Raw genomic sequence first — 24,022 nt, forward strand, 5'->3', positions numbered from 1 at the left:
ACCCTAAAAGTCTTATTTTCTTATTCATTTACAAAAAAACTTTTTATTTCATCTAATTCCTTAGCATCATAAGCCATTTCTTGTGTATTAGAATCTATTTCCTTAATATTTTCTATTGCAACCTCTTGTAAAACTTCATCTACAGCACTAGAAATGTTATAATTTTTATCAAAATCTTTTTCTAATGTTTCAAACATTTCTATTTGACTTGTCATAAAGTTTCTAAACTTAGTTCTAAACTTTAAAAATTCTTGTTTTGTTTTATCAAAATCATCATTTATTTGAAGCACGTCATTATGTGATTTATCTAAAATTCTCTTTGCTGTTTCATTTGCATTTTTAACAATCAAAGTTGCCTCATTCTCTGCAGTTACTTTTGCTTGCTCAGCAGCATTTTGAGCTAGCAACAAGGTACTTTGTATAGTACTTTCTATTTTGCTATAATGTTCTAACTTATCTTGGAAAACTGCTATCTTTTCCTTTAATGTTGTATTTTCCTTATATATAGCTTCATAGTCCTCTGCAATTTTTTCTAAAAATTCCTCTACTTCTTCCGTACTATAACCTCTCATAACTTTTTTAAATTCTTTATTGTTAATGTCCATTGCAGTTAACTTCATAATTTAACTCACCCCTAATTAATTGTACTTTTTTATGGAAATTTTAAATCTATCACTGTTTGTTTTCCCTATAACTTCTCCTACTTTAAATTTTCCATAAGTTCTAATAGTTACTATATCCTCTTTAATTATAATCTTATCTTTTTTAGTTTCTTCTGCATAATTTATTAAAACTTTGCCACATTGTATTAAATCTAATGCCTTACTTCTAGATATATTACAAATACTACTTATAATATTATCTAATCTTAAAGAAGTAACTATTACAATTTTTTCTTCAAAGTTTATTTTAGGTATATTTAAAACATTATCCTGTAGTTCAATAACTTCACAAGGACACTTTCCTATAGAATTAAGATTTAATATTAAGAAATCTACAATTTCTTCTACTACGGGAACATAGGCACTATTATCTTGAACTATCAGATCCCCTAAAAGTTCTCTTTTTATTCCTTGAGCCATTATAGATCCTAAATAATCTTTATGACTTAAATTTTTGAATTTTGATTTATTTACTATTTTTAATAATACCATAGGATAATAACTTGGTATTTCGTAACTACTTATAGAAATCATTACTCTTTCACATTCGTCAAATATTCCATTGCAATATATTTTTGTATCAATACTTTTTTCCATGGATTTAAGTTTATTATAGATGCCCTTATATATAAAAAACCTTGAATAAACTACCTTATTAGTTTTCTCAGCTAATAAAATTTTATCATATAATTTATATATAATGCTTTCATCACATCCATTAAAACAATTTAAAAATTCTTTTTTATTTATCATATATTATAGTATTACCATTAATAGCCTTAATATTATATTTTCTATAATATATATTAAAAAATATGCAATGATTGGCGAAAAATCTAAAAGGAATCCTTTGAAAAGTTTATCATTAATTTTTTCACATGGAACCATTATTGGCTCAGTAATAGTTCGAACTATAGTCCCTATTTTTCCATAACGAGCATTGGGTATCCATGATAATAAACATTCTACAAGTATTGCTACCTTTATTACTTCAAAAAACATACTTACTATTCTTATTATAAGCACTAGTTTAACCCTCCATTATCTTTGCAAACCAAAAAGCCCTTTACTTGACAACTCATTTTTCAAATCATTTGTTACTTCAACATTTGAAGGGCATAAAATAAACACACCTTTTTCAACTTGTTGAAGATCTCCTTCTAATGAATATACTGCACCTATTAAAAAATCTAATATTCTTTGTCCAACCTTTTGTTCTATACCATTTATATTTACTAAAACTATTTTTCTACTTTTTAAATTATCTACAATTGATTTAGCCTCATCATAATTTTGTGGCTTTATTATTACAACTTTTGCTGAAGTAGCTGTGTGTATATTTACTATTTTATTTTGTTTTTTATTTGTTCCAAAGTTCTCAATATCTAATTCATTCTCTTCAAAAATTTCTTCACTTGTTGCTGAAACTTCTTCTTCTCCTTCTTCTAAATCATCTTGAACTCCTATTCCTATTGCATTGGCAAACTTATCCCAAATTTTTCCTTCCATTAATATGTCTCCTCCCACTTTAAATAAATTTAATTTAAATCGTAATCTCTTTTTCCAAATAAAGCTGAGCCTATTCTAACCATATTACTACCTTCTTCAATAGCATATTTATAGTCTCCACTCATTCCAATAGATAAATATTCCATAGATACATTTTTGAATTTTTTTTCTTTTAAACTATCAAAAATATTTTTCATATCCGAAAAATATTTCCTACATGTTTTTTCATCACCTTTAGGTATAGTTGCCATAATCCCTCTTACCTTTACAAAGTCACATTTTTCAACTTCTTGTAAAAGTTCTTCTAACTGTTCTAACATTATACCGGTTTTACTTTCTTCCCTACCTATGTTGATTTGAATTAACGTATTTGCTATAACACTTGATTTTGAAAATTGTTTTTCTAATTCCTGTAATAATCTTATACTATCTAATGAATGTATAAGTTTTACCTTGTTAATTAAATATTTTACTTTATTTCTTTGTAAATGGCCTATTAAATGCCAATTAATATCCTTTGGAAGTTCTTCATATTTTTTAATAAGTTCTTGAACTTTATTTTCTCCAAATTCTCTGCAGCCAGCATCATACATTTCTTTTATATCTTCTACAGGTTTTGTTTTAGAAACAGCTACAAGGACAGTGTCCTTAGGTAATTCGCTAACTACATTTTTATAATTTTCCTTTATTGTCATTATAATATCCTCCTTAAACAAGCATATTATTCTATTTTAAGCCAATTTATAAATTAAATTTAATTATATATTATATTTCGAATAAAATTTATAAAGTTTAAGCTATTATTTTTATTTTTCTTAATTAATATTAGTTTTTTAGAAAATTTATCTATTTTTTTATTATAATGCTATTCGTTTTACCATTCAACAATTCTAACTTAAATTCATTAATTTTATAAATATAAATAATTAAATTATTACCTTAAATATTTTACGTAAAAATATAAATTTGTTAAAAACTCTCAATATTTATCAATATATTTATTATATTCTTCGTTTTAAACAAAAACTCCTTCAAAATGCATAAATATTTGATACTATTTTTCCATATTTTCAGTTAAATAATTATTTTTTATAATACCACTATAAGCTGGAATTTCTAAAGATGACAAAGTCTCTATATTAACATAACATTCTCTTCTTTTTAATGCTTTAACGTGATTTTCTTGAGTTGTCAAATAGTTTTCCATAACATCCTTATTCCCTATTGCAGTTATATAAAATGGAGCTACTACTTTTATTCCCCCTACATTTATATTAGAACCTGCACAAAATCCATAACTGTTAGATATGACCCTATAGTCATTAACAGCGATAGCTTCTGCACCTGCATTTCTTAATTCATTTATAACTTTAATGATATCTTTATCATGAATCAACATATCAGATGTATACTTTTGACCAAAAGCAACTTGTGGAGCATCATTTAATGTTATTTTTATTCCTTCTCCCTTTACCTTTGATGTTCCTAATATTAGCTTATTATCCTTAAGTTCTTTATCTATTTCATGCATTACCTCAGATGTGTAATAAGAACTTTCTTCGTATTTTTTCATCTTTTTTTCTAAAGAATCTAGTTGGTCTTGCAATGATATAATATCTCTTTGCAAATTAGCTTTTTCATTGTACGCTTCTTCATATTGATCCATATCAAGATATCTAGTATTATCCCCTATTTCTATATTCATGGAAATTAAAACGCCAACAATTATTGATGCTATAAATACAAATAGAGTTGCTTCATTATTTCGCACTTACATCACCTCAATTATGGAACTTAGTTTTGTCTAAAAGCAACCTTCTTACTATAGCAAAGTTGTTAAATATTCTTCCTGCAAATACTATTATTGCAGCTAAATACACTGGTATACCTAGTTTTTCGCCTAAATATACCATTGCTGCCGCTAGCAATGCATTTCCAAAGAATCCTGATATAAACACATCAGCTCTAAAATTTTTATTAACCATAGCTCTTATTGCTCCAAAAACCGAATCTATACAAGCAAATATAGCCACTGATATGTAAGGTGAGAATTTCACTGGAATATTTATATTAAAAACAACACCAAGTATTATTCCTAAAACCAATCCTATAAATATTATCATTTAATCACCCCTTATTCATTGTCAACTTGTTTTACATATTGAAACTGTTGAGTTTCATTGGTTTTTTTAACCACAATATCATCTTTCATTTCATAAGTCACATCACAAGTCTTTTGAAGTTTTGATGGTATATTACCTGGAAAATTAATGGCACCTTCTAAAAGTTTTTTATTACCTATTGCTTTTATCACTACCCTTGCTGTAGGTGAGATTCTTTCATTATTTATAACAATAGTATTACTACCTGCACTTCTTATTCCACTTCTACTTGTAAGTCTTATATCATTTATAGAAATAGCTTCTGCATCTGCAGCATTTAACTCATTCACAATTGATAACAAATCCAAATCGCTAATTGGAGTAACTTCTATGCTGTTGTTAAATAAATTACTTTTAGGCGTTATATATACTGTTATACCTGGTCCCTTAACATCTACATTTCCACTTTGTAATCTACTTTGTTGTAACTCATCTAGTAATAAAGTACTCTCTTCTGTTCTACCAGCTGCTGCACTTTCAAATTCTTTAGATTTCAAGGTTAATTCATCTATCTTTTTTTGAAGATCTTCTTTTTCTTTCTTTAAATGCTCATTTTCTACTAATATTTCACTATTATTAGTCGCATCATCTTTTCCAGCAATCTGTTTGTTTAAAGTTTTTATTTGTACTGTTACTAAAAAACCTAAAACTAAAAATATGCTACCTACTATAAGTTGGTTAGTTACCTTCTTCAATTTTAAGCCCTCCTATTAATTTCTATATATAACCGGATTACCATCAAAACTTACATCTACATATCCTTTTATTCCCTGTAACTGTTCATTTTTTAATATATTGATAGCTTTAGTAAGTTTTTCATTTAGATTTTCTTCTGTTCCAATATTTATATATAAATCACCATCACAATATAATTTTATATCCACAAAATTATTTAATCCTACAGTATTTATTTTTCTCTTCTCATTTTTATTATATTCATAAATTGTATTACATAAATTATTTATTGTTGATATTCGTTCTGGATTTTTAAGTTCTATTTTACCACCTAATTCTAAATTTTTAAACTCCAAATCATTTATATAAATTAGATTGTTATTCTCTATTTTTTTTACTTTTTCTAAAACTATACCATCTTTATCAATAATAAAAAACTCATCTTTTGATTTAATATAAAAACTTGCTTGTCTTTCAGTAACTACAATATTTATTTTATTAGGAAATTTAGTTTTTATTTTAACATTTGTGGCGTATGGATTATTTTTTATATTTGATATTGCTTCACTTTTTTGGGTTAAAAATATGTTTCTACCAACGGTAATTTTAGAGGCTTCTATTATATATTCAGTTTTTAAATTTTGATTACCTTCAACCTCTATTGAAGCTATATTAAAATAAGGTAACTTTAAACATAAAGTTATAAGGATACTAATAAGAATTATTAAAAAAGTTGTGGTTCTTTTAATTCTTTTAATCTTCTTCTTTTTCTTTAACAGCTCTTCCTTATTTTCTAAAATAGATTTTTTTTTATTTTTTACAGTCAGCATATCTTCTTCACCTATTTTTCATAAATTTACATTTTATTGATTTATAGTTAATTATATACCATTTATACATTTTTTTAAATATTCATAGAACACCACTTATATGATAACACTATTTTAAATTAAATTCATTATAAAAATCAATTTAATAGTATTATTAAATTGTTCCATAAAAGCAAATAAAATTGACATAAACCATGTCAATTTTATTTTTAAATCATATTATTTTATAAACTCTTATAATTATTTTGCCTTGTAATATTTAACAATATACCCATTGCAGTCATATTTATAACCAAGGACGAACCTCCATAACTTATAAATGGGAGAGGAACCCCTGTTGTAGGCATTGAAACTGTAACAACTGCTATATTTATAATAGCTTGTAATGTTATTATAGCAACTATTCCTGTTGCTAGCATTGTGCCATAGATATCTTTAGATTTTAAAATTGCAATTAAACCTCTCCATAAAAATAATATAAAAAGGATTACTACAAATGTACATCCTATAAAACCTAATTCTTCTCCTACAATGGCAAATATAAAATCTGTATGAGGTTCTGGTATATAGAAGCATTTTTGTCTTGACTGTCCTATACCAACTCCTGTAAGTCCACCGGACCCTAGCGCAAGTAAAGATTGTATAAGTTGATATCCATCTCCTTGAGCATCTTTCCATGGATCCATAAATCCAGTTACTCTTCTTAATCTGTAAGGCTCAAATATTATAGCCACTACTCCAAGTGCAACAATCGGCAAAAATATCTTTGCAAATTTTTTTATTTCAACACCTGATATTAGTAGCATAACAAGTGCTACCATCATTGTTATAGCTGTAATACTTAGGTTCTTTTCTGCTAATATCAAACCTGCATAAACACCTGCTACAGCTAAACAAGGGAATATACCTTCTTTAAAACTTTTTATTTTTTCACCTTTTCTATCTATAAACATTGCTATAAACAGTACAACAACATATTTTGCTATTTCAGATGGTTGAAAACCTAATGGTCCAAGACTTATCCATCTTCTAGCACCATTAACTGGTGGAAAAACAAATACTAGTAATAACAATACTATTGTTATTATCATTAGCTTACCTGTATATCTTTTGTATTTATGATAATCTACATTCATAGTGACTATCATACTTATAACTCCTAAAGAAGCCCACATCAATTGCTTCCAAAGATAAAATTCTGCATTATTATTTTTAAATGCTGCAGAATAAGAGCTAGCACTATAAACCATAAGCACGCCAAAACATACTAAAGTCAAAATTATAGCAAAAAGTATAAAATCAATTTCCCCTAGTTTTTTTTTGGTTTTCTTCATATTTTATTTCCCCCAATACTATTTTAAGGTGTAATTGATAAGAAACCTATTAAACAAAGAACTACTGTAATTATAGAAAATACAGCAACTATTTTACTTTCATGCCATCCTGATAATTCAAAATGATGATGTATTGGACTCATCTTAAATACTCTTTTTCCTGTTAGCTTAAAGGATATTACCTGTATTATAACGGATAAAACTTCTAAAACATAAATTCCGCCAACTATCAAAATTAATATTTCTAATTTTAGCACCATTGCTACTGCAGCTATTGCACCACCTAATGCTAGAGAACCAGTATCTCCCATAAAAATTTGTGCTGGATAAGAGTTGTATCTTAAAAATCCTAATAGAGCGCCTGCTAAAACTCCGCAAAAAATCGCTAAATTATAATATCCCATACCAAAGCTAACTAATGCAAAAAATGTCATTACTAATAATGAAACAGAACTTGCAAGTCCATCTAGCCCGTCAGTTAAGTTAACGGCATTTGTTGTTGCTGCAAAGTAAAATACTATAAATGGAATAAATAAAGCTCCTAAATCTATAGTTCTATTTATAAATGGAATTATTATGTCTGTACCCATTCTTTGTGATGAATAATATCCTAAGAAAATAGCTAATGCAACTAATAATATCATCTTTTGATAAGATTTTAATCCTTCATTATGCTTGTGTATTATCTTTAAAGAATCATCAATAATACCTATAATACCAAATCCAACTAATGAAATAAGGGCAATCATTGCCTCTGGTTTAACATCTCTTAATATTATAACCATAGTTATAACTGTAGCTAAAATAAATATTATACCACCCATTGTAGGTGTACCAGCCTTCTTTAAGTGACTTTTGGGACCTTCTTCTCTAATACTTTGACCAAATTTAAATTTAGTAAGTAAAGGAATCATAACTGGTGATAAAAGTAAAGTAACTATTAAAGCTATTAGAACTGAATATATAACTTTACTCATTTTATATCACCTCCTTAGCATCAAACTCTTTCATTGCATCTACAATAATCTCAAATTTCATTGATCTAGATGCTTTTACAAGTAACACATCTTCAGCTTGAATATTATTTTTCAAAAAGTTTATAGCCTCTTCCTTAGAAGTAAATATTTTTATATTATTCCCAAATCCTTCTTCAAAAGCATTTGAATACTCACTTATCACTAATAACATATCTACATTATTATCTTTTGCATATTTAGCAACATCCATATGTGCTTTATATGATTCATCACCTAACTCTTTCATAGATCCCAAAATTGCTATTTTTCTTTTTCCATTTAAATTTTTAAGTACATCTATTGCAGCTTCCATTGAATCTGGACTAGCATTATAAGCATCGTTAACTATTGTAAATTTATTGCATTTTTCAATATCTAGTCTCATAGATGTAGCTTCTAAATTTTCAAACCCTTTATTTATATCACTGTATTTTACATTAAACTTTCTTGCTACAGCAATTGCAAGCAATGAATTTAACACATTGTGTTTTCCTAATACATTAATTTTAAATTTCTCATCAATTAAAGAATTATTTTCTAACACATTAAATTTTATATTTTCTTCACCTATAATTATGTTACAAGCTTTAAAATTATAATCACTTTCTATACCAATTTTTTCAGTAATAAATTTATTAGAAGTTACTGTTGATAATAAATCATTATCGCCATTTACAATTAGAATATTATCTTTTTCAAAAAAATCTACTATCTCCATCTTTGCCTTTAAGATATTTTCTCTAGTTTTTAAATTTTCAATATGAGAAATTCCTACATTTGTTATAACTGCAACATCTGGCCTTGCTATTTTTGTTAATCTATGAATTTCATCTAAGTTGCTCATGCCAAGCTCTAAAACAGCTATATCATAAGAATTATCGATGTCAAATACCATAAGAGGCAGTCCTACTTCATTGTTAAAATTTCCTTTAGTTTTAAAAACCTTATATTTTTCTGATAAAGCTGCTGCTACTAAATCTTTTGTAGAAGTTTTACCTGTAGATCCAGTTATTCCAACAACTTTTATATTTATTTTTTTTCTATAGTATTCTGCTAAATCTCTTAATGCTTTTCTTGTATCCTCTACTAAAATCACTGATGTATATTCTTTTATGTCTGCTTTTTTAAAATTTTCATTATGAACAATTAATAATCCAGCTCCATTTTCAGAACACTGCTTTAAATAATTATGTCCATCAAAATTTTCTCCCTTTAAAGCAAAAAATATATTTCCCTTTTCTACTTTTCTACTATCTATCGATACAGACTTAAAATTTTCTATATTTCCATTTAAAATTAATTTACCATTAAGTGCATTAACAATTTCATTAATTGATAAATATTCCATGACCTAATACAACTCCTTTATGATGTCTTCTATTACTTCTCTTTCGTCAAAATGAATTGTTTTATTCTTTAGTACTTGATAATCCTCATGACCTTTTCCTGCTATAACTATAATATCATTTTTCTTTGCCATTTTCATAGCTTCTTTTATAGCATCTCTTCTATTTTCTATAACAATATAGTTATCACTTTTTATACCACTTTTTATATCCTCAATTATTTTAAAAGGATCTTCTGTTCTTGGATTATCTGAAGTTATTATTGCTATATCACTTAATGTTGCGCCTATTTTTCCCATTATTGGTCGTTTTACGCTATCTCTATCTCCACCACATCCAAATACAGATATAAGCCTTCCTGTAGTAAACTCTTTAACAGATTTTAGAATTTTTTCTAAGCCGTCAGGAGTATGTGCATAATCTATTATAACATCATAACCTAAATCATGGTTTAATGTTACTATTTCACATCTACCAGGCACCATTATAGACCTTAGTCCTTCTTTTATGTTTTCTATAGTTGCACCTTCATTTAAAGCTGCAACTATACAACCTAGTGCATTATAAACATTATATTTTCCTGGTATACTAAGATTAATAATTTCAACTTTGTTATTATAATTTATTTTAAACTCTATACCTCTTGAATGAAGATTTAAATCATATGCCTTCAAATCTGATTCTTCATCAATAGAATAAGTTATAATTTTATTATTTGCTATATCTTTGATTTGTTTTCCATAACTATCATCTATATTAATTATTGATATTTCACTTGCTAAAAACAATTTTAATTTTGCATTAAAGTAATTTTCAAAAGTTTTATGAAAATCTAAATGGTCTTGTGTTAAGTTTGTAAAAATACTTTCTTTAAATTTAACTCCATATACTCTATAAAGATCTAATGAGTGAGAAGATACTTCCATAACACAATGAGTAACCCCATTATCTACCATATTCTTAAACAATTCTTGTAGTTCTAAACATTCTGGTGTTGTTCTTTCACTTTTCAATTTTTCATTTCCTATGTAATTTGCAATTGTGCCTATTAACCCTACTTTATGACCACACTTTTCTAATATAGATTTAATCATGAAAGTTGATGTAGTTTTACCATTAGTTCCTGTAATACCTATAATATTTAGTTTTTCACTTGGATTATCATAGTAATTTCCAGCTGCTATTGCAAGAGTTTTTCTGCTATTTTCAACTAAAACAACAGTAACATCTTCACTAATTTCTATATTTCTTTGTACTACGATAACTTTTGCTCCCTTTTCTATAGCAGCTTTTATATAATTATGTCCATCAACAACAAAGCCTTCTATACAAAAAAAAGCATCTCCATTTTTTATTTTTCTAGAGTCATATTGAATAGCCTTTACATTAATATCACTATTTCCCTTTACTATTTTATACTCTATATTATTTAAAAGTTTAGATAGCCTCATATTTCCACTCCTTTATATAAACTTCTTATCTTTTTATTTTAATTACCCTAACTATAGATATACACTTTAAACTTTAATCTATTACTATTTTTATTTTATAAACTTAATTTTTTCTAAAACAATTCATTCATAACTATTATGTAAATCAACCTTAAATATAAAGTTTTTAACCTATATTTTACTTATACAAAACTATTACATTTTTAATTGTTTATCTATAACAAGGGAATAGGTAGCATACCTTATGCATGCTACCATATAAATTTATCAATATATATAGTTATACACCATATTTTAAATGTTATCAATAAAATTCCATTACTTTATCCTAATCTAATTAACCTATACTTAATATAAATTACATAAAATTGTACATGCCTTATAAAATCACCATATTAATCATCAAGTATTGATAAATGTGCTGTTATTACTGTTCCTTTAGAAACTATTTGATTCTTAGCTATGCTTTGTTCTATTACAAGCCCCTCACCTTGAAATTCAACTTCTAGTCCTATTTCTTTTAATATACTTTCAGCTTTTTCAGGTGTTAAACCAGTAATATCTGGAACTAGAACTTTTTCATCATTTTCTTCTTCATTTCCTACATATACTAATAATTCTGTTTCTTCTTTTACAGAAATACCTGGTTTAGGATTTATATCAACTATAAATTCACCTTCACCTTCAACTCTATATTTTAACCCTAAATCTTTAAGAATTTTGACGCCATCTTGTTTTTTCACACCTCTAATTTCAGGTATACTTACATCCTTTAATTTACCTTTATCTGAGTCTTTGCTATATTCAGGCTTAACCCCTAAATAATTAGCTATATCTGTAAATATCATTTTTCCTACTGGTGCTGCTATTTGTCCTGCATAATACATTGATGGATCCGGTTCATCTATTGATACAAAAACTGTAACCTTAGGGTTATCTGCTGGAAACATACCAGCAAAAGAAGATACATACTTTCCTTGTCCATATACACCATTAACAACCTTTTGAGCTGTACCTGTCTTTCCACCTATTTTATATCCTTCTATATAGCATTTAGAACCTCCACCAGATGAAATTGTTGCTTCTAAATTATCCCTCATCTGTTTCATAGTTTCTTCTTTAAAATTTCCTACTATAATTTTAGGTTCATAAGTGCTATCAATAACCTTTTCGCCACTTGGTTCATAATGAATTATTTCTTTCATAACATGTGGAGTAATAAGTTTTCCTCCATTTGCTATAGAATTAAATGCTTGCATATATTGCATTATAGATAAAGTATTACTTTGACCAAATGATATAGTAGCAAGATCTACTGTTGTAATTTTATCCACAGGTTTTATTATACCAGAAGCTTCTCCTGGTAAGTCTACACCAGTTTTTTTACCAAAACCAAACTTTTCAATATATTGAGAAAGATTTTCCTTTCCCATCCTCTCTGCTAAAGTCATAAAACCAACGTTACATGAATTCTTTATTATTTCTTGAAAAGTTAAAGTTCCATGTCCTATTCTCTTCCAACAATGTATGTTCCTTCCTCCAACAGTCATGCCACCGCTACATACAAAGCTATCATTTTCTTTAACATTGCCAGTTTCTATAGCTGCTGTAGCTGTAACAACTTTAAAAATAGATCCTGGCTCAAATGTATCACTTATACATCTATTTCTCCAAATTTTTTGAGTTTCATCATTACTAAGACCTTCTTGCCAAGGAGAATTAGGGTTATAATCTGGCTTATTAGCCATCGCTAATATTTCCCCATTGTTAGGATCCATAATTACAACTGATACTGCTTTTGCACTATTATCTTCTAAAGCTTGAGAAGCAGCCTTATCTGCAAAAAATTGCATATTTTCATCTAAAGTTAACACTACATCTTTTCCATCAACAGGTTTAGTATAATTAGATATACTATTTGAAATACTCTCATCTTTAGTATCTAGCTCATCAATTTTAATTCCAGGAACCCCTGACAAATACTTGTTGTAATATAACTCTACACCAGTTAATCCATCACCATCTGAATTTGTATGCCCTAGTACATGAGATGCAAAATTATTATTAGGATAATAACGTTTGGTATCTGGGGTTATGACAAAACCTATTATATCTTTTTTTTGTTGATATGCATTAATTTTATCTACAGCTTCTTTTTCAACTCTCCTTTTTAATATGGCGCTTCCCATTAATTTCCCATTAGGCAACCTTTTAGTCATTATTTTTAAAGCTTTTTTAGGTTCCATATCTAATATTTCAGCTACATCTGGTGCAATATCCTCCATAGTTAATTTTTTACTTTCCAAAGAATCTCTAAGAGCATTAAGGTCTAAATCCACTCTATATACATTGGCACTTACCGCAAGCTCATTTTCATCTCTGTCTAATATTCTTCCACGCTTAGCACTTACTCTTACATCACTTGTCCATTGAACTATTGCCCTATCTTTATAGTCATCGCCTTTTACAATCATTATGTAACTAAGCCTAATAATCAAAGTAATAAATATTACAAATGCTAAACTAATTAACCCTATTACTCTTTTCTTTATTTTTATTTTATCTCTTAACTCTGATTTAGCCACACACATTCCCCCAAAACATTACTTTTGCTAAAACATTTTTAATTTAAAACTTTTCACCAAAAGTACTCTTGGATATTAAGTGTATTTTATTTATATATTATTGAATATTTGTAAATATCTTACATTAAAAAGCTAAAATATAGCCTTATATAACCTTTAAACATTAATACACCTAATATAAAAATTTAATGTAATAAACATTTATTACATTAAATTTTCTATACCAATTTTATTTTTAGCTTATTAATCAAAGTTACAACTGAATATAGAAATTTTTCCTCTCATAAATTAACAATTTAAAATCATGTTAAAAGTTTTTATTATATAATCTACATTCTTTTCACCTAAATATAACAAGTAACTTTATAGTAAAAAGTCTTAAAATAATAATTTCTTAAGTTTTTCAAAAATTTTTTTTGTAGAAGAATCGGATAAATCTTTATTAGCATTATCATTTTTAGGTGAGACTTCTTTAGATTCCAAATCCATATATAATGCTTTAGATGCTTCTGGTTTTTTCATATCTAATTTATTTACAGCAACATCTTCTATATAAGCCAAATTATTAAATTTAATAAGTTGTACCTTTATTGATTCGTTATCAGCTTTTAATTTAGAAATCTCGTCTTTTTTATCGTTTATTTGTATTTGTGTATTATATATTGTTGAATATCTGGACAAAATAAACACTCCTACTACAAATGAGCATGCTACATTTCTTATAAATCCAAGTCTTTTTCTTATAATCTTTTGCTTGTCTACTTTTACCCCAGTTCTTTTTTGTTTCTCAACTTTTTTACGTTCTACGGCAACAGTTGTTTTTAATGCATTGCTTCCATTTACAATTGTTTTGTCCTTTTCTACTACCATTTTACTCCCCCCACACTAATTTTAGAACTAAATTTTTCTAGCTACTCTTAATTTAGAACTTCTACTTCTAGAGTTGTTTTCTTGTTCTTCTTTTGATGGCTCAATTGGTTTTCTACTTACTAAATCTACTATTGGTTTTTTATTGCATACACAAAATGGTAACTCTTTAGGGCAATTACATGGATCATTTAATTCTTTAAATTTGTTTTTAACTATTCTATCCTCTAAAGAATGGAAAGTTATTATAGCAATTCTACCATCACTATTTAAAGCCTCCACGGAATCTTCTATCGCTTTATTAAGTATCATAAGTTCTTTATTAACTTCAATTCTTATTGCCTGAAAAGTTCTCTTAGCTGGATGTCCCCCATCTTTTTTAAATTTACCTGGAATTGCAGCCATTACAATATCAGCAAGTTGTAATGTTGTTTCAATAGGTCTTCTATTTACAATAAAATTTGAAATTCTCTTTGCAAATCTTTCTTCTCCAAAACTTTTTATTACATCTGCAAGTTCATCTTCACTATAATCATTAACTACATTGTATGCAGATAATGAATTTTCTCTGTCCATTCTCATATCTAAAGGTGCATCTTTCATATAACTAAAACCTCTATCAGCATTATCTAACTGGTATGAAGATACGCCTAAGTCCATAAGTATACCATCTACTTTTTCTATGTTAAGTTTCTCTAAAATTTCTTTTATATTGTAAAAATTATTATGAACAAATGTTGTATTTTTATATTCCTTTAATCTTTCACTTGCTGCCTTTAAAGCATCTTTGTCTTGGTCAATACCTATTAGTCTACCTTTTTCAGATAATTTTTTTAATATTTCACTTGAATGACCTCCACCGCCTAAAGTACAGTCTACATATATTCCATCTTCTTTAATATTAAGTGCTTCTATACATTCATCTAGTAACACTGATACATGTTTAAAATCCATTGCTATATCTCCTTAAATGTTAGTTCTTTATTATCTTATATAATAATATAATAATACAATAAAAACTATAAAAGATTTATAATTAAAAAATTTTTAAAATTAATTATTTACTTATCTATTTTTAGTTTTAATATGAATTTATCCTTTAAAATATTTGCTTAAATAATTATAAAATTATTTGAAGTTTATATAATAATTCTATATTCATCAATAAAAACAAATTTTTATATAAATAAATTTTAAATTGTTTTATTTCATTAAATACATAGGATTATAAATTAATTTGAAATTTTAAAACTTTGTACTATATAGTAGTTAGATACTTGTTTTTAAAATATCTCTATATAATATAATACTACATATGTATTTAAAATTTAAACTTTATTAAATATTTATATCATAAAATATTCTATCACTATATTAAAATACCTTTAAAATATTCTAGTTTTTTTCTTGTTTTTTCCTTTATATATATATATATTTCGTATATTTTTTGTCGAAATATAGTATTCTTTTTATTAAGTACTTATTTTTCTATAAATATCTTTTTAATTTTACATTTTTTTATCTATTATATGTATTAAAATTTTATTTATTATTTAGATTGTAATTTTAAATACTTAGAGTTCAATTCCACATTTTTCATAACCTTACATTTGAATTATTTAATAAATCTAAATGTAAGGTTATTTCCCTATAATTATTTATCTTTCAATTTATTAATATCACATTTTATTTCCTCTAGCTTGTCAAAAATAATATATGTACACATAATTATTATCCCCCCTATAATCACTAAGCATAAAATTACAAATTCTTCATGTACAGGAAAACTTCCCATCCAAAATAATTTAGCTGTCACAATAAAAAATGACAACGTAATAATTTCACCTAAAACTAAATGTTTAATTTTTCTCATTAACGTACTCCCCTTACCTCTAATATTATTTTAATTTATACTTTTGTATCCTATATTTATTTCTAATTATTATGTATAAACTCCTTTTTATTTTGTTTTTTTCTTATTATAATAAGCTCAGCATTAAAAGACTTATGGAAATTACAAGTTTTCTTGAAATTAAATTTGTTCTAGAGTATAATTTTAAAAGAGTTTTATAGTTTATATTTAGACATTAATATAGTAATATAGATTAAATCTTTAATATTATTATAGGAAAACAAGCTCTAATTTAAATTTATTCATGAAATTTTTGTTATGAATTCAAGAAAAAAATAATTTTAAAACTATATGATAAGAGCAAATATAAATTTTTATAATTTGAATATTTTTTTATGGAAAGGAACGAATTTACATATGAAACTAGGAATAGTAGGATTACCTAATGTAGGAAAGAGTACTCTTTTCAATGCTATAACTAAAGCTGGAGCAGAATCTGCTAACTACCCATTTTGTACTATTGAACCAAACGTAGGAGTTGTTAGTGTACCAGATAAAAGACTAGATGTCCTTGAGAAAATGTATAATACAAAAAGAAAAGTTCATACTGCAATAGAATTTTATGATATAGCTGGTCTTGTTAGAGGTGCTAGTAAAGGTGAAGGACTTGGAAATAAGTTTTTATCTCATATAAGAGAGGTAGCATCTATAGTACATGTTGTAAGATGCTTTGAAGATGAAAACATAGTACATGTTGATGGATCTGTTGATCCAATTAGAGATATTGAAACTATAAGCTTAGAATTAATTTTTTCTGACTTAGAGGTTTTAGATAGAAGAATGGAAAAATCTCTAAAACTAGTTAGATCTGGGGATAAAACAGCAAAAGCTGAATATGAATTAATGGAAAGAATAAAAAAACACTTAGAAGCCAATAAACCTGTAAGAACTCTTGAGGTTACAGAAGACGAAGATGCATTTGTAAAAGGATTATTCTTAATAACTTCAAAACCAGTTTTATACGCTTGCAATATAAGTGAAGATGATTTAATGAACGGAAATCTTGAAAATGACTTAGTAAAAAGAGTTAAAGAGTATGCTAGCAATGAAAATTCTGAAGCTATGGTTATTTGTGCAAGATTAGAAGAGGAACTTTCAACTCTTGATGAAGAAGAAAAGCTTTCAATGCTTGAAGAATATGGTCTTGAAGAATCAGGTCTTGATAAATTAATAGGAGCTAGTTATAAATTATTAGGACTTATTAGCTATTTAACTGCAGGTGTTCAAGAAGTTAGAGCTTGGACTATTAAAAACGGAACTAAAGCACCTGCTGCTGCCGGTAAAATCCATAGCGATATTGAAAGAGGTTTTATACGAGCTGAGGTAGTTTCTTATGATAAATTAGTTGAGTGTGGTTCTGAAGCCTCAGCTAAAGAAAATGGTCATTTTAGACTTGAAGGAAAAGAATATGTAATGCAAGATGGAGACGTTGTTAACTTTAGATTTAATGTTTAACATAATTTAAACGCATACAACTAATAAAAAACACAACAAAAATTAATTTTTGTTGTGTTTTTATTTCTATTTGCTTAATAATTTTCTTGCTATATTTAAATTTTTTATTTTCCATAAATTAAAATTATATTTCTTGTTCCTTTGTAAATCTTTAACTATTATTTTAGGTTTTCTCCCTAAATAAGTTTTTATTTTAAAATTATTTAACCTTACTGTAATATCAGGGTTCTTATTTTTTTTCATTGTAATTTAAGAGCTCCTTATCTATTATTTTTTTTATTTTATCTAAACTCAAATTTCTTTTGTCCATTAGCACTTTAATTGCATCTTCGATATTTTCCATAGTATATATAGAAAATGTTCCTTCTTTAATTGCCTCTTCTACTTCTTCACAAAGTACTAAATCATCTTTATTAGATTTTGGTATTAATACACATTTATTTTCTATCACATCTACTGTTTTACATACTTTAAAAAAACCTTCGATTTTTTCATTCACTCCACCAATTGGTTGAACATCACCAAACTGATTTATAGAACCAGTAACAGCTATATTTTGTTTTATAGGAATTTTAGTTAATGCTGATAACATACAAATAACTTCTGCTACTGATGCACTGTCTCCATTTACTACTCCATAAACTTGTTCAAAACTTAGATGAAAATCTACTGGTAATTTTTTATATCCCCCATTTAATGCACTCATATATCCTTTTAATATACTTATAGCTTTATTGTGTATGTGACCACTTAAATTTGCATCTCTTTGGGAATCTATAATATTTCCATCCCCCTTATAACAACTACAAGTTATCTTTAATGGTCGACCGAAACTTACATAACCAGTCCCGACTACTGATAATCCATTTATTTGTCCAATTTTACTACCATTAACTTGTATTAGACTTCTTTTTTCTTTATATCCTTCAAGAAATTCTAGTTCTATCAATTCATCCTCATAAGCAACAGATAAAATATCATCCTTATCTATTATGTCTTTATTATTTTCTTTTGCATAATTATTAGCTAACAATATAAGACTACCAACCTCATCATTTTCAAAATATAACTTATTTTTACTTTCAGCTTTTCTACATAAATACTTAGCTACTTCTTTTATAGCTTCTTCAGTTAATTCTCTAGTATTATTATTTTTACAAAACATTTTTATTTGTCCTATAAGTGCTTTTTTAGAATTTTTATTTATTTTTATAATTGGATTATATTCTGCTCTTATTTTAAATATTTTTTTAAAATCCTCATCATTTCTATAAAGAACATCATAAAATTCATAATCTCCCACTAAAATAACCTTTGGTGATATTCTTATTGGATCTGGTTTTAGTCCACTTAATGCTAATAATTCTAAATATCCCTTATTATAGTCTAAATCTACTTTCTCATTTAATAAAACTTTTTTTAGATAATAATATGATTGTGGGTTATTAAGAAGATTATTCAGTCTTATTATCAAACATCCACCATTTGCCTTTATTATGCTGCCTGCTTTTATTAAGGAAGGGTCTGATATATATATACCATTGTGATTTTCATATTCTATACTTCCTATTAAATTATTTAGACTTGGATCTTCTTCAAATATTACTGGCGGTTTTTTGTTATGAGAATTATCTACTACTACATTTACAATATATTTAAAAATTATTTCATTAATTTTTTCTTCATCATCTTCATAATTCACAGTATAATTTTCAAGTAACTCATTTAATATTTTATTTGATACAAATTTTAAATACTCTTTAACTTTGACATCTGATTCTAATAACTTAGAATATTTTTTTTCTTCTTTTTTTATTATATTTGTAAGATATTCCCTCATTATTTCTTTTATCTTTTCAAGTTCTTTTATTTCCATATCTCTAAGTTCTTCTATTATCTCTTTAGTTTTTATTTTTAAATTATTTACTCTAGATAACATATCCTCTTTGGTTTCCTCATCTAGGTTTTCGTATTCATCCTCAGTCATTTCTTTCTCTTCATTTAGAGGTATAAATGTGAACCCTCCTTCACTAGATTTTATATCAAATCCATTTTCTTTAGATACTGTTACCAGTGCAGAAATCATTTCACTTCTTTTTTTCTGTATTTTCTCTACAAGGTTTTCTTTCTCCTTGCTTATAGAATTTGTATAAAATTCAAAAGTTTTATTTGCTATTACATCCTGAAATTTTTCCAAAGTTTTTTTAAATAAATTTCCATTCCCATTTTTGACAAACATAGGTACAGGTTTTTTTATGTCATCTTCAACTACATAACATATATCATCTGGCGCATCGTAATTTTTAAATATCTCTTTTACATAATTTATTATATTATCCATTTTATCTTTAGAGTACTCATCCACTAAGTAAACATTATACCCTTCTTTTTCTATTTCAATTGCTGCTTTTATTTTCTTATATGCTTTTTCATATTGTGGAATCATAGACATGTTATTTTTAAATGGAACCTTATTTACCTCAAATTTGAACATAACCTCTTTTGGAGTTAATTTCTTTTTCATGGCTCCCCTCCCGTTAGTAATCACTTATTATATTAATATTCTAACAACGATGTTTTTGGAACAAATTTATCAATTTTAAAATAAAATCTATAAATTTCATAAAAATACACATAATAAAATATATATTTAACACTATTCTATTGCATAATTTTCGTTTACAATTTAAACTTGTTAATTAGTACGACTTAATATATAATAAATTTATTCGTAATTATTATTTAAATTATTAGATAAAGCTATATATTATTACTGAAAAGGAGTTATTTATATGGGATTTAAAGATAAGTTATCTCAAAGTTATACTAGCGCGTACTTAAATAGATATGGGGATAGACTAACTCAATTACAAGGAAGAATTTTATCTATTAAAGTAGAACAGAAAAGCTTTTTAGGTATTATAAATACAATTACTGCAACTTTAGTTGTTAAAGCAATGGCTTCAAGTGGAGTTAATACTTGTTATTATAAAAAGAGAAGATGGTTTAAAAAGCCTGCCTTTATGAACATATCTCAAGGCCATTCTGTAATTATTCAAGGGTTAAAACCGGATAAAAAGAAAAAAAGAAAGAAAAAGCAGGATGAATTTATTTCTATAATTAATATTGTAAACATGACTAACAAAAGTGAACTAGTACCATCTAATGGTGAAATACCTAAAAAAGTACAGCGTGTTAAAGCTGATAGACGATATAAATAAAAGGAGATTTTTAATCTCCTTTTATTTATTTAAATTTTTATTTTATTTATTTTTTATTTTTATGGCTCAAATATATATATAAACTATTTATAAAAGCTATTGTCCCTGAGAAGAAAAGAATTATTAACCATTGTCCTAAATCTAATGATACTGTCTTAAATATCTTTTGGAATATTGGCATATAAACAATGCAAATTAAAGATAATAAAGATAATCCTACAGCACCTATTAAATACATATTAGTAAAAGGATTTATCTCAAATAAAGAGTACCTTTCAGACCTACATTCAAAAACATGTATAAGTTGAGACATTATTAATGTTCCTAATGCTAAAGTTCTACATGTTTCTAAACTCATTCCATAGTATTTTCCAGCAATAAATGCCATAACTGTACAAATACCTATTAAACTACCTCTTAATATAATTTTTTCTTTTAATCCTCTTGCAAATATACTTTCATTTTTTTCTCTTGGTTTTTGCATCATAATATCTTTATCTCCTGGATCTACTCCTAGGGCTATAGCTGGTAGTCCATCTGTTACTAGATTTACAAAAAGGATTTGTATTGGAAGCAATGGAGTCTCTAGATAAAATAATGAAGCTAAAAACATAGTAAGTACTTCACCTAAATTACAAGATAAAAGATATCTTATAAATTTTCTTATATTATCATATATCTTTCTTCCCTCTTCTACAGCAGCTACTATTGTAGAATAATTATCATCTAATAAAATCATAGATGCAGCTTCCTTTGTTACATCTGTTCCAGATATACCCATAGCAACCCCTATATCTGCTTCTTTTACTGCTGGAGCATCATTTACACCATCACCACTCATAGCTACAATTTTTCCTTTTGATTTAAAAGTTTTAACTATCCTTAATTTATGTTTAGGGTTAACCCTTGCAAAAACTCTATAACTATCTATATTATCTTTTAATTGTTTGTCAGAAAATCTATCTAATTCTTCTCCAGTTATAACTTGCTCTAAGGAATTGCAAATTTCTAATTGTTTTCCTATAGCATAAGCTGTATTTTTATGATCTCCTGTTATCATTATAGGTTTTATACCTGCCATTTTACATTCAATTACAGAATCTTTTGCTTCTTTTCTTGGAGGGTCTATTATACCTGCTATACCTGCAAAAATTAGATTACATTCTAAATCATTTTCTTTTTTTATTATATTCTCAGTTTTATAAGCACCTGCAATACACCTTAGAGCATCATAAGACATGTCATCTATAGCCTTTTCAACTGCTTTTTTATAAGTATAAGTAAAAGGTTGTACATTGCCATTTATTAATATATGTGTGCATTTATTAAGTAACATTTCTGGTGCACCTTTTACATAACATGTCTCCTTACCATCTTCATTTACAACTACAGACATCATTTTCTTCGTAGAATTAAATGGAATTTCAAATTCTCTTCTAACTTTTGAAATAAACTTTTGCAATTCTTTTGGAGATTTGAAAAATGCTTTTATTAATGCAGTTTCTGTTGGATCTCCAAAAAGACATTTATCTATGTTTAAACCTTGAAAATTATAATCACAGTTATTACAATATACAAATATTTTTTTTAGTATTTCATTTTGATTCTTACTTTCATCATATATATTCCCATCAAAATAAAACTTTTTTACAACCATTTTATTTTCTGTAAGGGTTCCAGTTTTATCTGTACATATAATTGAAGTACATCCTAATGTTTCTACTGCTGGAAGTTTTCTTACTAAAGCTTGTCTATCAAGCATCCTTGAAACACCCAACGCTAGCGCAACTGTAACTATTGCAGCTAATCCTTCTGGTATTGCTGCAACTGCTAAAGTTACTCCTGATAAAAACATAGTATATGGATCTTGACCTCTTACAATTCCTAATACAGTTACTATAGTGCAGATTACTAGACACATTACAACTAAAATTTTACCAAGAGCATCTAATTTTTCTCTTAATACAGACTTTTCAGTGTCTATACTATTTAACATGTGAGCTATTTTTCCCATTTCTGTGTTCATTCCTGTAAGTAATACTTTTGCTATACCTTTTCCTGTTAATACTGTAGTTCCCATATAAACTGCATTAGACTTATTTTCCTTTGAATTCTTATAAACTCCAACAGATTCTCCTGTAAGTAAAGATTCATCTACCATAAAAGAATTATCCTCTAAAAGAATTGCATCAGCTTGTACCTTATCTCCGCTTTCTAATATTAAAAAATCTCCTGGCACTAAATACATAGAATTAACTATCTCAACTTTGCCATTTCTTATTACTTTTGCTGTTGGTGCTGCCATTTCTTTCAAAGCTTCTAAGGATTTTTCAGTTTTAAATTCTTGAACAAATCCAAGTATTGCATTCATAAAAACTATTATAAGTATTGTTATTGCATCTGCCAAGTCCCCCATTACACCTGAAATTACAGTAGCTCCAATTAATACCCATATTATAAAATCATTAAACTGACTTAAAAATATTTTTATTGCTGATATTTTTTCTTTACTTTGAAGAACATTTAAGCCAAATTGTTTAATCTTTTTTTCTACTTCATCATTTGTAAGTCCTCTCATTTCCTTATCATACAATTTTATCCCCCCTTTATATTCTTTTGCATAACTATGGTTATGAATGATATAGGATTAAAATTAAAATTCTATCCTATATAATGACACAAGCTTAAATGCTAAATTACTATAGGGAAACAACCTCCAATTTAAATTTATTCACTAACTTTAAAATATTTTAATGTAAAATGTAGTGTTAAATTCTAAGTGATTAGGAGCGTATCTCACTATTTTAGGTATCCAAGTTTTGTAACAAGTAATTTTAAAAGCAAACTTGGAACCCTATCAAGAAACTCAAAATAAAGCTTTATTTTGATATTCTTAATATACTTAAGCTATTTAAAAGCTTGTACTCACTTTTTTAGATTTCCAAAACTTTAAACACAGATATTTAAATGTTATTTTTAGAATATTATAGTGCAGTA

At 26.6% G+C, this 24,022-nt stretch carries 22 protein-coding genes; 2 read left to right on the forward strand and 20 right to left on the reverse strand.

What is annotated here, in order from left to right:
* Positions 1-20 precede the first annotated feature (20 nt).
* The 17 genes from KQI36_RS01490 to KQI36_RS01570 all read right to left on the reverse strand — a co-directional run bounded on the left by KQI36_RS01490 (position 21) and on the right by KQI36_RS01570 (position 16,310).
* A complete protein-coding gene (locus tag KQI36_RS01490) occupies positions 21-620 on the reverse strand; it encodes a DivIVA domain-containing protein (RefSeq protein WP_010292323.1) in 600 nt (199 codons plus the stop codon).
* Between the two features lie 18 nt (positions 621-638).
* Positions 639-1,415: a YlmH family RNA-binding protein gene (locus KQI36_RS01495; RefSeq protein ID WP_216449376.1), complete on the reverse strand. Its 777-nt coding sequence runs from the start codon at positions 1,413-1,415 to the stop codon at positions 639-641.
* 3 nt (positions 1,416-1,418) lie between these two features.
* Entirely contained in the window at positions 1,419-1,688 is a 270-nt protein-coding gene (locus KQI36_RS01500) for a YggT family protein (RefSeq protein ID WP_010292326.1), read from the reverse strand.
* A 15-nt stretch (positions 1,689-1,703) separates the two neighbouring features.
* Positions 1,704-2,171, reverse strand: a complete 468-nt coding sequence (locus KQI36_RS01505; RefSeq protein ID WP_010292327.1) for a cell division protein SepF — start codon at positions 2,169-2,171, stop codon at positions 1,704-1,706.
* 29 nt (positions 2,172-2,200) lie between these two features.
* Positions 2,201-2,866, reverse strand: coding sequence for a YggS family pyridoxal phosphate-dependent enzyme (locus KQI36_RS01510; protein ID WP_216449377.1), 666 nt, complete (start codon positions 2,864-2,866; stop codon positions 2,201-2,203).
* 359 nt (positions 2,867-3,225) lie between these two features.
* Entirely contained in the window at positions 3,226-3,942 is a 717-nt protein-coding gene (locus tag KQI36_RS01515; RefSeq protein WP_010292331.1) for a DUF881 domain-containing protein, read from the reverse strand.
* Between the two features lie 10 nt (positions 3,943-3,952).
* Entirely contained in the window at positions 3,953-4,294 is a 342-nt protein-coding gene (locus tag KQI36_RS01520; protein WP_010292332.1) for a small basic family protein, read from the reverse strand.
* Between the two features lie 11 nt (positions 4,295-4,305).
* Positions 4,306-5,028: a DUF881 domain-containing protein gene (locus KQI36_RS01525; protein WP_010292333.1), complete on the reverse strand. Its 723-nt coding sequence runs from the start codon at positions 5,026-5,028 to the stop codon at positions 4,306-4,308.
* A 15-nt stretch (positions 5,029-5,043) separates the two neighbouring features.
* Positions 5,044-5,838 (reverse strand): cell division protein FtsQ/DivIB, encoded by a 795-nt coding sequence (locus KQI36_RS01530; RefSeq protein ID WP_216449378.1) that lies wholly within the window; start codon positions 5,836-5,838, stop codon positions 5,044-5,046.
* Between the two features lie 224 nt (positions 5,839-6,062).
* Positions 6,063-7,172 carry a stage V sporulation protein E gene (gene spoVE, locus KQI36_RS01535; protein ID WP_216449379.1) on the reverse strand — a complete coding sequence of 370 codons (1,110 nt, stop codon included), beginning with the start codon at positions 7,170-7,172 and terminating at the stop codon, positions 6,063-6,065.
* Positions 7,173-7,195: 23 nt separating this feature from the next.
* Entirely contained in the window at positions 7,196-8,149 is a 954-nt protein-coding gene (gene mraY, locus KQI36_RS01540) for a phospho-N-acetylmuramoyl-pentapeptide-transferase (RefSeq protein ID WP_216449380.1), read from the reverse strand.
* A gap of 1 nt (position 8,150) precedes the next feature.
* Complete coding sequence (locus tag KQI36_RS01545; protein WP_216449381.1) at positions 8,151-9,536, reverse strand: UDP-N-acetylmuramoyl-tripeptide--D-alanyl-D-alanine ligase; 1,386 nt, start codon at positions 9,534-9,536, stop codon at positions 8,151-8,153.
* A 3-nt stretch (positions 9,537-9,539) separates the two neighbouring features.
* The gene (locus tag KQI36_RS01550; RefSeq protein ID WP_216449382.1) at positions 9,540-10,985 is read right to left on the reverse strand and encodes a UDP-N-acetylmuramoyl-L-alanyl-D-glutamate--2,6-diaminopimelate ligase; all 1,446 of its coding nucleotides are present in this window, start codon (positions 10,983-10,985) and stop codon (positions 9,540-9,542) included.
* Positions 10,986-11,380: 395 nt separating this feature from the next.
* Complete coding sequence (locus KQI36_RS01555; RefSeq protein WP_216449383.1) at positions 11,381-13,570, reverse strand: stage V sporulation protein D; 2,190 nt, start codon at positions 13,568-13,570, stop codon at positions 11,381-11,383.
* Positions 13,571-13,948: 378 nt separating this feature from the next.
* Complete coding sequence (locus KQI36_RS01560; protein ID WP_216449384.1) at positions 13,949-14,440, reverse strand: septum formation initiator family protein; 492 nt, start codon at positions 14,438-14,440, stop codon at positions 13,949-13,951.
* Between the two features lie 27 nt (positions 14,441-14,467).
* Entirely contained in the window at positions 14,468-15,391 is a 924-nt protein-coding gene (gene rsmH, locus KQI36_RS01565; protein WP_216449385.1) for a 16S rRNA (cytosine(1402)-N(4))-methyltransferase RsmH, read from the reverse strand.
* A 700-nt stretch (positions 15,392-16,091) separates the two neighbouring features.
* Complete coding sequence (locus KQI36_RS01570; protein WP_010292350.1) at positions 16,092-16,310, reverse strand: hypothetical protein; 219 nt, start codon at positions 16,308-16,310, stop codon at positions 16,092-16,094.
* 396 nt (positions 16,311-16,706) lie between these two features.
* Here KQI36_RS01570 and ychF point away from each other — a divergent pair, with 396 nt between their 5' ends.
* On the forward strand, positions 16,707-17,804 hold the full coding sequence (gene ychF, locus KQI36_RS01575) for a redox-regulated ATPase YchF (protein WP_010292352.1): 1,098 nt from the start codon (positions 16,707-16,709) through the stop codon (positions 17,802-17,804).
* Between the two features lie 66 nt (positions 17,805-17,870).
* Here the strand turns inward: ychF and KQI36_RS01580 are convergent, their stop codons facing one another.
* Together KQI36_RS01580 and KQI36_RS01585 are read right to left on the reverse strand one after the other, a co-directional pair.
* Positions 17,871-18,047, reverse strand: coding sequence for a hypothetical protein (locus tag KQI36_RS01580; RefSeq protein WP_216449386.1), 177 nt, complete (start codon positions 18,045-18,047; stop codon positions 17,871-17,873).
* Entirely contained in the window at positions 18,034-20,328 is a 2,295-nt protein-coding gene (locus KQI36_RS01585; RefSeq protein ID WP_216449387.1) for an AAA family ATPase, read from the reverse strand. Before KQI36_RS01585 ends, KQI36_RS01580 begins: the two co-directional genes overlap by 14 nt.
* A 268-nt stretch (positions 20,329-20,596) precedes the next feature.
* On the opposite strand from KQI36_RS01585, the gene KQI36_RS01590 reads away from it, so the two are divergent.
* Complete coding sequence (locus KQI36_RS01590) at positions 20,597-21,025, forward strand: hypothetical protein (RefSeq protein WP_010292356.1); 429 nt, start codon at positions 20,597-20,599, stop codon at positions 21,023-21,025.
* A gap of 46 nt (positions 21,026-21,071) precedes the next feature.
* On the opposite strand, the gene KQI36_RS01595 is transcribed toward KQI36_RS01590, so the two are convergent.
* Complete coding sequence (locus tag KQI36_RS01595) at positions 21,072-23,603, reverse strand: cation-translocating P-type ATPase (protein ID WP_216449920.1); 2,532 nt, start codon at positions 23,601-23,603, stop codon at positions 21,072-21,074.
* Between the last annotated feature and the right edge of the window lie 419 nt (positions 23,604-24,022).

Origin of the sequence: Clostridium senegalense, from assembly GCF_018916625.1 — a bacterium.
Taxonomy (GTDB): Bacteria; Bacillota; Clostridia; order Clostridiales; family Clostridiaceae; genus Clostridium_J; species Clostridium_J senegalense.

Bases quoted from the DNA above. Each gene is read 5' to 3' on its own strand.
- KQI36_RS01560 (WP_216449384.1), bottom strand. From the start codon at position 14,440: ATGGTAGTAGAAAAGGACAAAACAATTGTAAATGGAAGCAATGCATTA.
- rsmH (WP_216449385.1), bottom strand. From the start codon at position 15,391: ATGGATTTTAAACATGTATCAGTGTTACTAGATGAATGTATAGAAGCA.
- ychF (WP_010292352.1), top strand. From the start codon at position 16,707: ATGAAACTAGGAATAGTAGGATTACCTAATGTAGGAAAGAGTACTCTT.
- KQI36_RS01520 (WP_010292332.1), bottom strand. From the start codon at position 4,294: ATGATAATATTTATAGGATTGGTTTTAGGAATAATACTTGGTGTTGTT.
- KQI36_RS01545 (WP_216449381.1), bottom strand. From the start codon at position 9,536: ATGGAATATTTATCAATTAATGAAATTGTTAATGCACTTAATGGTAAA.
- KQI36_RS01570 (WP_010292350.1), bottom strand. From the start codon at position 16,310: ATGAGAAAAATTAAACATTTAGTTTTAGGTGAAATTATTACGTTGTCA.
- spoVE (WP_216449379.1), bottom strand. From the start codon at position 7,172: ATGAAGAAAACCAAAAAAAAACTAGGGGAAATTGATTTTATACTTTTT.
- KQI36_RS01595 (WP_216449920.1), bottom strand. From the start codon at position 23,603: ATGAGAGGACTTACAAATGATGAAGTAGAAAAAAAGATTAAACAATTT.
- KQI36_RS01585 (WP_216449387.1), bottom strand. From the start codon at position 20,328: ATGAAAAAGAAATTAACTCCAAAAGAGGTTATGTTCAAATTTGAGGTA.
- mraY (WP_216449380.1), bottom strand. From the start codon at position 8,149: ATGAGTAAAGTTATATATTCAGTTCTAATAGCTTTAATAGTTACTTTA.
- KQI36_RS01510 (WP_216449377.1), bottom strand. From the start codon at position 2,866: ATGACAATAAAGGAAAATTATAAAAATGTAGTTAGCGAATTACCTAAG.
- KQI36_RS01590 (WP_010292356.1), top strand. From the start codon at position 20,597: ATGGGATTTAAAGATAAGTTATCTCAAAGTTATACTAGCGCGTACTTA.
- KQI36_RS01530 (WP_216449378.1), bottom strand. From the start codon at position 5,838: ATGCTGACTGTAAAAAATAAAAAAAAATCTATTTTAGAAAATAAGGAA.
- KQI36_RS01580 (WP_216449386.1), bottom strand. From the start codon at position 18,047: ATGAAAAAAAATAAGAACCCTGATATTACAGTAAGGTTAAATAATTTT.
- KQI36_RS01550 (WP_216449382.1), bottom strand. From the start codon at position 10,985: ATGAGGCTATCTAAACTTTTAAATAATATAGAGTATAAAATAGTAAAG.
- KQI36_RS01505 (WP_010292327.1), bottom strand. From the start codon at position 2,171: ATGGAAGGAAAAATTTGGGATAAGTTTGCCAATGCAATAGGAATAGGA.
- KQI36_RS01490 (WP_010292323.1), bottom strand. From the start codon at position 620: ATGAAGTTAACTGCAATGGACATTAACAATAAAGAATTTAAAAAAGTT.
- KQI36_RS01495 (WP_216449376.1), bottom strand. From the start codon at position 1,415: ATGATAAATAAAAAAGAATTTTTAAATTGTTTTAATGGATGTGATGAA.